The organism is Nocardiopsis sp. NPDC049922 (genome assembly GCF_040660275.1).
Lineage (GTDB): Bacteria > Actinomycetota > Actinomycetes > Streptosporangiales > Streptosporangiaceae > Nocardiopsis.
Map to the genome: position 1 here is coordinate 1 of NZ_JBFAME010000041.1, position 10105 is coordinate 10105.

At 63.9% G+C, this 10105-nt stretch carries 7 protein-coding genes; 4 read left to right on the forward strand and 3 right to left on the reverse strand.

All coding sequences use genetic code 11. The features are described from left to right. The first annotated feature begins 306 nt into the window (after positions 1–306). Positions 307–777, forward strand: a complete 471-nt coding sequence (locus AB0I72_RS28090; RefSeq protein WP_358574054.1) for a hypothetical protein — start codon at positions 307–309, stop codon at positions 775–777. A gap of 709 nt (positions 778–1486) precedes the next feature. On the opposite strand, the gene AB0I72_RS28095 is transcribed toward AB0I72_RS28090, so the two are convergent. Both AB0I72_RS28095 and AB0I72_RS28100 read right to left on the reverse strand, forming a co-directional pair. Beyond that, positions 1487–1711, reverse strand: a complete 225-nt coding sequence (locus AB0I72_RS28095) for a hypothetical protein (protein WP_358574057.1) — start codon at positions 1709–1711, stop codon at positions 1487–1489. A gap of 601 nt (positions 1712–2312) precedes the next feature. Continuing rightward, the gene (locus AB0I72_RS28100; RefSeq protein ID WP_358574060.1) at positions 2313–4661 is read right to left on the reverse strand and encodes a WD40 repeat domain-containing serine/threonine protein kinase; all 2349 of its coding nucleotides are present in this window, start codon (positions 4659–4661) and stop codon (positions 2313–2315) included. A gap of 254 nt (positions 4662–4915) precedes the next feature. Between AB0I72_RS28100 and AB0I72_RS28105 the strand changes: the two genes are divergently transcribed. Both AB0I72_RS28105 and AB0I72_RS28110 read left to right on the forward strand, forming a co-directional pair. Next, entirely contained in the window at positions 4916–5734 is an 819-nt protein-coding gene (locus tag AB0I72_RS28105) for an aminoglycoside 3'-phosphotransferase (RefSeq protein ID WP_358574062.1), read from the forward strand. A 42-nt stretch (positions 5735–5776) separates the two neighbouring features. Next, the gene (locus AB0I72_RS28110; RefSeq protein ID WP_358574069.1) at positions 5777–6547 is read left to right on the forward strand and encodes a transposase; all 771 of its coding nucleotides are present in this window, start codon (positions 5777–5779) and stop codon (positions 6545–6547) included. 262 nt (positions 6548–6809) lie between these two features. Here AB0I72_RS28110 and AB0I72_RS28115 read toward each other — a convergent pair whose 3' ends face one another. After that, positions 6810–7967, reverse strand: a complete 1158-nt coding sequence (locus AB0I72_RS28115) for a protein kinase family protein (protein ID WP_358574065.1) — start codon at positions 7965–7967, stop codon at positions 6810–6812. Positions 7968–8576: 609 nt separating this feature from the next. Here AB0I72_RS28115 and AB0I72_RS28120 point away from each other — a divergent pair. Next, positions 8577–9686: a tyrosine-type recombinase/integrase gene (locus AB0I72_RS28120; protein WP_358574067.1), complete on the forward strand. Its 1110-nt coding sequence runs from the start codon at positions 8577–8579 to the stop codon at positions 9684–9686. Positions 9687–10105: the final 419 nt, after the last annotated feature.

Consider the following 10105-nt stretch of genomic DNA (forward strand, 5'->3'; position numbering starts at 1 on the left):
TTTTCGCGTGTCTGGGTTCGGTCATCCCTGCCCGACCTGCTCGAATCCGGCGTTCGCGTCTTCTCCGGCAAAGCGCGAGAACTCCGGGGCCCTGGGGTCAAGACCAGGCTGACAGTTCGCCACTGTGTGTAGTCAACTGATCGGCGATCCTCGAGTAGGTGCGCTCGTGCATCGAAGGGTCGGGCAGCGTCCAACTTTGGCCACCTTCCGTCGGTGATGTCTCCATCAAGTCTCTCACAGCCTGGTTCACAGACGACAAGATCCTTGCTAAGATCTTGGGTATGATCCTAGCAAGAGGTGGCTCACATGGATGACACGATCTTCCAACCTTCAGACCTTGCTGGTGCCAAGAGGACTGAGTTCCTTGATGCTGCACGTGAGGGTCTGGCTCGCTTGCGGGACAAAGATGGTACAAGCCTAGTGATGCTCCCTGAGAGCAAGCTGCAGCTTCTGCAGACTCTCGCTAAATGGTGGGAGTGCTACACGAATCTCGAATCTGTTCTGCAGCGAGGTGCCCGCCCAAAGGTTGCCGACCTGGGAGAGCTCGCGTGGCTGCGTCAGTTCGACCTTGATGACTTGAGAGAATTCTCTGATGAGTTGCATGAAGCACTAATTGCAGCTGGTGCCGACGGGGATGCAAGAGTGCTGAATGAATGTGTTCATCAATGGCATGTTACTGCCAGGCAGCTTGAGGATCCTCTGAGGTGTTCCATTCTCCTGGGCAATCCTGTCAGCGAAGATTTTATTGAGGTTGATGAGCCAAATGTCGACGGGTAGCGCGTACAACCCCTACCGTCCTGCTCGTCGCCCTGGGGGGAAGCCGGAGTCAGCTCCACGTTACCGCGTCTTGGTCCACCGCAGATTCTTAGGCCATTATTCGGAACTGGTTGATCGCGTGGGGATCCAGCAAGCTTGTCAATTCTGGGATCATGTTGCCACCAGGCCTGGTGAGCCTGACCCGATCGCTTCCACCTGTTTTCTCAAAGGTAAAGCTGGTAAACCTATTGAAGATGGCTGGTCAAGGACTGTTCATTATGAGGTGAGCAGTTCTGCGAGGATCGACTTTCAGTTTAACGATGCTTACAAAGTTAACTCTGATGGAGACCTGCATCCAGTGGTCTTTATACTTACCATAAATTACAGCAGTCACTGATTTCCGTATACACCTACGCTGTAGATGGTATCCCTGGTATTGTTGACTGAAGCACCATAGTGGGGTGATTTCAACTTTGCTGTTGAATGTTTACTATCGCACTTCAAAGTGTCTTCTGCTGGGCTGGCGTCAGCACCTATGATTTCACGGTGCCAGTGCATCTGAGGCGGTGGCGGGAACGTTGTCAGGATCTGTCGGCGTGTGGTTTCCGTCGCCAACGAGTCACGCGACATCATGACTGCCTATCCCCGGCGAGGGTAGGCGCTACAAGGCGTATGTAACGACACACTCCTGTTCGCCGAACTCGCGCACAGGCTCAACCTGGATGCCGGCTCAGCCGATGAGGCTCCCGACCGGAGGGGTTTCCTGATTTGCCGATGGCAGGGCCGTGACCTCGATCCGCTTGTTGCACGGTCTGCGCAACAGGGCCGCCTCGCTCGCGTTGGCGGTGAGGTCGGACGTGAAGGCGGTCTCGGGCGACCGCGGCCACGCGACCGCACATTTCACGCAGGACACGTGCCAGTCGATGTTTCCGAAGTCGGCGATGGAAGTGACCACGCTGTTGTGTTGCGCGGGGCTGCGCCCGTGTGGGGGCGTGTGGGCGGCTGACACGCCCGGACGGGCCCCCGGGGTAGGGGCATGGGGTGTTGGGGGCGGATGCGGCGTTACAGGGCCGTGTCCGCCCAGGGCATGTCCTCGGCGGGCCCCGGCCCGGCCCCACACGGTCACGGGATGGCAAAATGCTCCGCGAGGTCCTCGCCCACCTGTACGGGACCTTGCACTGGGGAGCACACGAGGAGCATTTCAGGCCCGGATCCGAGCCTGCCACCTCGCCTGTTCGACTCGCGCACCCCGTTTGACCTGGGGTTTTGTGGCGCACCCGGCAGGATTCGAACCTGCGGCCATCGGATTAGAAGTTCGCTGGTTACGTACCGCCGCGTGCCTTTTCGTGCCGTTTCGTGTTGCCCCATCCGATCCGTCGTGCCGTCTGGGGCCGTGTGGTGCCGCCGGGTGTCGTGTCAGTACGGAACTGAAGAGCACGAACGGAGCACACAGGGGGCGTTGACGGCGTCCGATGGCACCTCGCGAGGTCCTCAGCGCAGCTTCTCCATGGTCGCTGGGGGAGAGGCGGCACGGCGGAACGGCGCCCGAGGTGGGGTTAGTGACCTGGTATCTGGAACTCTTGTGTGGTCTCCAGGTCTTCGCCCAGGAACATGAATGCCTCTCGCCCTTCCTGGCCGAGCGGGCCGAAGGCGATAAGGAGGCGATCATCGACGGGGGAAGCGTTGAGGGAGGAGTAGTCCCTCTCAGAGCGGTCTTCCACCAGTACCCGGCCTTCCGCGTCCCACACGATGAGCAGGCTGTGATCCAGGTCGGTGTCCCTGCCCGCGGCGACGATCCTGCGTCCTTCGTCCCCGATGGACACCTCTCGAATCCGTACGGACGCCTCGATCTCATCCGCCGGTAGACGGAATTCTTCCGGTTCGTCGTTGGAACGCACATCCCACAGCAGGAGGGACTCGAACGTGGCGGTGGCGACGACGCCGTCGCCGAACGCCACCGGGCCGGTGATCTCATCCGGCCATTCCCGGAGTTCAGGGTAGGAGGGGTGCGGTTCGCCGGAGGCCGCGTCCCACACGGCCAGCCCCGTGCTCAGCGCAGCGATCAGCAACTCCCCGTCCGGCGAGGTCCCCACGCCATGCACAGCCCCGCTCCACCCCTGCTCGCTCTCTGGGATGGTGACGTCGTAGAGCTCCTCCCCGGTGCGTACGCGGTAAGCGCTCACCTTGCTTCCGCCCCGAAAGTTGCCCCCAAGAAACAGCGTCTCACCGTCGGGGGAGAGCGCGATGTACCCCCCGTCGCCGATCTCGGAGGGCAGTTCGAGGATGTGCCGCTCGGACTCGTCGATCTCCCACACGTGGATCGCGGCGACGCCATCACCGGCCGACTTCAGTGCTTTGGCAGCGACTACGGATCCGTCCGGGGTCGATACCAGTTCGGAGCCACCGAAGTGGTAGCCCTCGAGGCGTTCGGTGAGTCGTTCGATCGGTTCGGTCCGGTCCGCCTCGAAAACGTCCAATCCCGCGTTGGACAGGACCGCGAAACGGTCGGGGCCGCTGAGGAACGCGGTGTCTTGGACCTGTGGGTTGAAATCGCGCGGCAGAGCGTTGGTGGGGAACGGCGAAGGGGACGGGGATGGAGAGCGGGCGGTCTCGTTGGTATCCCGGCCCACCGGATCCGGCTGGGCTTGTGTCGTCGGATCTGCTGAGAAGTTCAGTGCCATACCGACAACGACCACCGAAACTATCGCGGCGACCAGCGCACTCCAGAACACCTTGGAAGAGGAGGAGCGGTCTGCGTCCACTTGGGCGGGTCCCGAAACCATGGATGCATGGGCCGAAGGGTGCTGGACGGGCGCCTGGGGTCGGGGGGCCGGTCGCCCATTGGGCCGCGAACCTGGCTCTTCGCTGTTCGGCTCTGGGCCGGTGTGGGCTGGTGCTTCGGTGATGGCCTCCTCGGTGCCCTTCACGCTGTGCGAGGCGGGCGGGAGAGCGGGAGCCGCGTCGGCGTGGTCGTCCTGCTCGGGTGGAATGCTTGTCGGCGCGACCCGGGTCGCGGCCACCAGGGTGTGGTGGATGGTGGTGGCGATCGCTTTGGGCAGCCACTCGGTGGCGTGCGCGTCCTCGTTCCTTGGTAGGACCGTGTTGATGAGTTGGGCCGTCACCGTGTCCAGGTCGGGGCGGTCATCGGGGTTCTTGGCCAGGCAGGCGGTGACCAGAGGCACCAGCGTCTCGGGAAGCTCGTTCAGGTCGGGCGGTTGGTTGACCACGCGGTAGAGCAGAGCTGCGGGGTCGCCGGTACCGAAGGGCGCGCGGCCGGTGGCGGCGAACAGCAGCACCCCGCCGAAAGCGAACAGGTCGCTGCGCACATCCAGGTCGGCTCCGGTGGCCTGTTCGGGTGACATGTAGGCGGGGGTGCCCAGGGTCTGGCCGGTGCGGGTTAGGGCGGTGGCGTCGGTGGCGCGGGCGATGCCGAAGTCGATGACCTGGGGGCCGCGGGAGGCCAACAGGACGTTGGAGGGTTTGAGATCGCGATGGATCAACCCCACTGAGTGGATCGCTGACAGCGCCTCGGTCAGCCCGGCGGCCAGAGCCAGGAGCGACTTCTCCGGGAACGGGCCGTTCTCGCGTACAGCCTGATGCAGTGCCGGTCCAGGGACGTACTCGGTGGCCAGCCAAGGGGTGGGGCTGTCAGTGTCGGCGTCCAGGACCCGGGCGGTGTAGGGGCCCCGTACCCGGCGGGCCAGGTCCACCTCGCTGGTGAACCGCGCCCGGAACTCCCCGTCCCCGGCGTACTCGGGGCGGATGGCTTTGACGGCGGCCAGGTCGTCCCCGTCGCCGTCGGTTGGGATAGCGAGGAAGACGATGCCCATGCCACCTTCGCCGATGCGGCGCAGCAGCCGGTAACGCCCGAGTTCTCGGGGGTCGTCGGGGTCAAGGGGTTCCACGAAGGCCGTTTCCAGACGCAGGGCAGTTCGGGGAGAAGGGTAACGGATGTCCTTGCATGAGTGTCATGTGTCGGAAGTTGTGGAGGCTCTGGTGTGCTGGGATCGCCTCCCGTCACTCACGGAAGCGGGGCACCGCTGAACCTAAGCGACGTCCCGTAAGTGGATGCTGTTGACGGCTGTGGGACGGGTGACGGAGTTCCATGCCGAAGTAACCTCCTTGCGGCTCGGTGGTTCAGGGTGGCAACCTTGCGCGCGTGTTCGAGCATTCCCTGATGACGCGCCTGCGAGCCAACTACGGCGACCATGCCTGGGTGCCGGTGTCGATCGGTCACTCTGAAGCGCGGGTGTGGCGGCTTGAGGGCACGCTGGATCGGTTTGTCAAGGTCGTCGGGCCCGAGGCAGGGCGGCAGGCGCGCGAAGGACTGACACGAGAAGCCGCGGTGCTCGCCTGGCTGGCCAAATACGATCTGGGTGCCCCCGAGGTGGTCGAGACCGGAGCCACCGAGGACGGCCTGGGAATTCTGGTGACGACGGCAGTGCCGGGCCGGTCGGCGGCCGAGCCGTGGCCCGAGGCCCAGCGCGCGGCCGTGGTCGACGCCCTCGCCCGATTCGCGCAGCGCCTGCATGCACTGCCGACCGAAGCGTGCCCGTTCGATCGGGGCTTGTCGGTGCTCCTGCCGTTGGCGCATGCGCAGGTCGAGCGCTGGAAAGCCATGCCCGGGCGGATTTCTGCCGACCGGCCCGGCTGCTCGGCTGCGAAGGTCGAGGAGACGCTGGCCAAGGCCATCGCTGCTGCCTCGGCCGAGGAGATGGTGGTGTGCCACGGGGATTTCATGCTGCCCAACGTCATGATCGACCCCGACTCCCTTGAGGTCTCCGGGATCGTCGATGTCGGAGACCTCGGGCTGGCTGATCGCTATCGCGACCTGGCCGCAATGTCTTGGAGTCTGGCCGGAGGGTTGAACCCGCAGTACGGGCCAAAGTTCGCCGACCGGTTCTGGCGATCGGTGACTGGCGGCGCGGTCGATCAGGACAAGGCCGAGCTCTACGCGCTCCTCAGGGAGTTGGTCTGACCGTCCATCGGATGCGGTTGGGGCGCATGGGATCATGCCTGCCTGACAGGTCTGATCAGCGCGGCGGATGCGACGATGGTGGAGCTGTTCAGCGGGCTCAAACCGCGCCAGTTCGCAAAGCTCGTCCGCCAGCTTCGACGAGAGGGAGCCGACCCCGCGGCCAGGGGTCGGCCCTGGAAGCTGGCCTTCGAGGAACGGGTGCTGCTGGTCACGGCCTACTGGCGCACCAACCTCACGATGCGCCAGCTCGCGGCCCTGTTCGGGACCTCGAAGTCCGCCGCCGACCGGATCATCGACGACCTGGCCCCCAAACTCGCCCTCCAGCCCAGGAGACGATACGCCCGAGAGACGGTCCTCATCGTCGACGACACCCTGGTCCCAACTCGCGACCACGCCGTGGCAGCGAAGTCGAAGAACTACCGCTACTCCACGAACCACCAGGTCGTCATCGACGCCGACACCCAGCTCGTGGTCGCCCTCGGCACTCCGCTGCTGGGCAACCGGAACGACTCGGTCGCCTTCGGTGAGTCCGGAGTCGACCACGCTACCAGGACCGCGACCGTGATCGCCGATGGCGGCTACCGGGGCACGCGGGCAGTGATCCCGCACCGCCGCAAGGCCAAGGACGAGCCGCTGATCGAGTGGAAAGAGACACACAACGCTTCCCACCGGAAGATCCGTGCCCGCGTCGAGCATGCCTTCGCATCGATGAAGGTCTGGAAAGTCCTACGCGACTGCCGCCTCCGAGGAACCGGATCCGCCGAAGCGATGGCCGGAGTCGCGCGCCTACACAACCTCACCGTCACCGCCTGACCGCTTCACGGCGGCCACCGAACCCTCTATCAAATCGCCAGAACCACTTACGGGACGTCGCTTAGGGCAGTAGGTACCCAGTCGGTGTGCTGTAGTTGCTGACGGCATGGGAGACGAGGCGCTGAACTTCTTGACTGATACTGCGGGGTTCCGACCGAGCCTGCCGACACAGCGGTTGAGCTTGATCGCCATGGCCAGAGCATGCCATGACCTTTCAGCGAAGCCTCACCCGCTATCACGCACCAACTCGTTAGGCCGTCGCTTACTTCGGCGGTGCTTCCAACCGCTCAACGTCTGTGATCAACTTGGCGACACTCTGGTAGCGCTCGGCGAGGTCGTTGACAGCACACTTGTGGATTATCCGCCCTACAGTGTCATCAGCTGTGGGGAGTGACTCTCTGCCCTTGAAGATATAGGCCAGGACATACGCGATCGAGTACATCTCGTTCACGACCCCGTAATCCTTGAAGCTACAGAGCATTGGGTCCCGGATCGTCCCCTTCATCTCGGTCTGGGTGCGGGTGAATTCGTTCGCCTGATCCTTCACGAGCCCAAAGTCCGAGAGCTTCACCAGAACGGCGCCGGAATCGAAGACTTTCAGCAATATGTTCTGGAGGCTGATATCGCGGTGCAACAACCGTTGGTGGTGAAGGTAGTTGATCCCGTAGAGGAACTGCAAGGCGATGCGCTTGCGAGCTGCGAAGGACATTGTGGCGTTCTTCTTGCTGATGTGCTCCCGGAGCGTTGTGCCGCAGTACTCCATCCGGTACTCGTTTCGGGTCTCGTCATAGCGGTAGACCTCCACCACGTAAGGAAAGCTCAGCTTCTTCAGGACTTCAAACTCCTGCTTGAAGCGGTGCAGATCGCGCTCGTCCAGATCTCTCTTCGCCCGCTTGACCGCAAACTTGATGCCGTAGTCGGGGTCGACGTAGGAGTAGACGTGGGCGTAGGATCCGCTCCCCACCATCTTCAGCTCTACGGCAGTCTCCTGCTTCTTGAGTCTAACGCTCTTAGCCGCGTGGGCGAAGACTTGCTCGTAGCTGATGACCTCGATGAGCTCAAAGTCCTCCGGCACCGCACTGCCCCCGCTTGGCGAAAGCCATGGCCGACATCGATCCAGTGCATCCTGGTAGGAGTCGGCAAGTGCGACCTCAATGCCTGCCCTCTTCAGGGTATGCAGGTCGAGATCGATCTCCTCGATGAGCGCGAGCAAGTCCCTGCTATTGTCGGCCCAGTAATGGTGAGTGGTCTTGGCACGTCCGTTGATGTCGGTGAAGTGCTCGTTCAACCGCCTATGGAGGACTGCAAACATGTGACCCCACTCGGGGTCGTCGTAGAGGCGAGAGAAGGCCCGTGTGGCGGGTATCGCCTCGTACTTCTCTCGCAGGTCGGCCAGCATGAACTCCACCGGATCGGCCACCGTATCCTCCTCTCTCGCTGCACCGCCATGATCCCATCGCGCCGAGGTGAGTCACTCCTCCTGTTGGCTGAGGCGGTGTTCTGCCAGGCGCCCGCCGCAGTGACCATCAAGCCCGGATGTCGAGGCGATACTCGCAAGTTTGCTGCCCTTGCGCTCAGCATCTCAGGTGCCTCGAGCATCATGCAGGCTGGATTGTGCCCATCCACCAGCCGGGTCCTCGCCGACTGGTCGGTCGCGCATCTTGTCTCGTTCCGGGTGTGATGGAGGCTCTCTCGGGTGCTGGGATCGCCTCTCGTCATCCGCCTTCTCTGAGCACCGTTGCTCGGGTTGAGACTGGGCCCGGAGGTGACGGTGATGTCCGGGTCTGGTTCGGTGTTCAAGCGGTGTGGGTGCAGGTTGCCTGGTTCCTCGAGGAAGGTCGGGGGTGGGTGTCCGCGGTTGCGGTCTCGCGGGCACGGGAGCTGGTACTTCTCGGTCGAGTTGGAGCACGTTCCGGGGGAGCGGTGTCGGGTGCGCCGTGGTGGGTTCGCCTCCCGGGGGGCCGCCCGCGCGGCGTTGCGCAGAGCCCAGGGCATCGAAACTGACACGCCGGATCCGGGAGTGTGGACGGTGGGCGAGTGGCTGAGGCACTGGCTGGATACCGGGACCCGGTTGCGTCCGCGCACCTGGGTCGGTTACGCCGAGCACATCGACCGCTATCTGATCCCGCATCTGGGCGGTGTGCTGTTGGGCGAGTTGACTCCCGGGCGGGTGCGGCAGGCGTTCGATGCGATCTCCTGTCACACCACGCCGGCCGGGGATCGGCTCTCCCCGGCGACGGTGCAGCGGGTGAGGGCCACATTGCGGGCGGCGTTGAATGCCGCGGTGCGTGAGCGGTTGCTGTCCTCCAACCCCGCCCGAGGGCTGCGGTTGGATTCCGGCCAGGCCGCGCGGCCAGTGGTGTGGACTGACCAAGCTGTGGCCGAGTGGCGCCATGGCGGGGTGCGTCCGGCGGTGGCGGTGTGGACGGTGGAGCAGACCCGCCAGTTCCTGGACTTCGCCTCGGATCATCGGTTGTACGCGTTGTTCCACCTGGTGGTGATGACGGGGTTGCGGCGCGGCGAGGTCGTGGGCTTGCGGTGGGAGGACGTTGATCTGGTCAAGGGGACGGTCCGTATCGCGCGTCAGCTCCAGTCCAACCGGGGTGGGCTGGTGGAGTTGGCGCCCAAGAGCGCGGCGAGCCGCCGCATGTTGGCCCTGGACCATACCACGACCGGGGTGTTGCGCCGCCACCAGTGGCGGCAACAGAAGGAGGCACAGGCGCGCGGGCAGGAGTGGGATCCGCGCGAGTTCGTGTTCACCGGGGCGCGTGGAGGCCCCTTGGCCCCCGAGCGCCTCTCGCGCCTGTTCCGGAAGCTGAACGACGAGAGCGGGCTACCGCCGGTGCGGCTGCATGATCTGCGGCACGGGGCGGCGACGTTGGCGTTGGCGGCGGGTGTGGAGTTGAAGGTGGTACAGGCGATGCTGGGGCACGCGAGCATCGTGCTGACCGCGGACACCTACTCCAGTGTGCTGCCTGAGGTAGCCCACGAGGCGGCGGAGCGGACGGCGTGGCTGGTGCTGCGGGACGCCGGGAGGACTGGTCGGCATACGAGGAGGCGGGGTGGTCGCAGGGGTCTGGTGTTGGTCCCACCTCGGTCCCACCCTGGACCCACCGGCGTTACACCTTCTCTGCGGTGAGGCGATAAACCCCGTTTGACCTGGGGTTTTGTGGCGCACCCGGCAGGATTCGAACCTGCGGCCATCGGATTAGAAGTGTGTCGCTACGTACCGTTTCATGTCACCCCATCCGATCCGTCGTGCCGTCTGAGACCGTGGGATGCCGCCGGGTGTCGTGTCAGTACGGAACTGAAGAGCACGAACGGAGCACAAACCGGGGGCTGGCGGCGTCCGATTGCACCAATCATGGCCTATCAGCACAGCTGCGTGCTTGATTGAGCAATTGTCAAGACTTGTGGACTGGGCATGAAGTGACATCAGTGGCAGGTCCCTGCACAGAACCCTTTCGTGGGGCTGACGGGCATGGGTCACAAGAGCCGGACAAGATTGTCGACGACGTAGGTCGGCTCGCGCTGGGTGAACAGGTTGGGTGCTGGTGT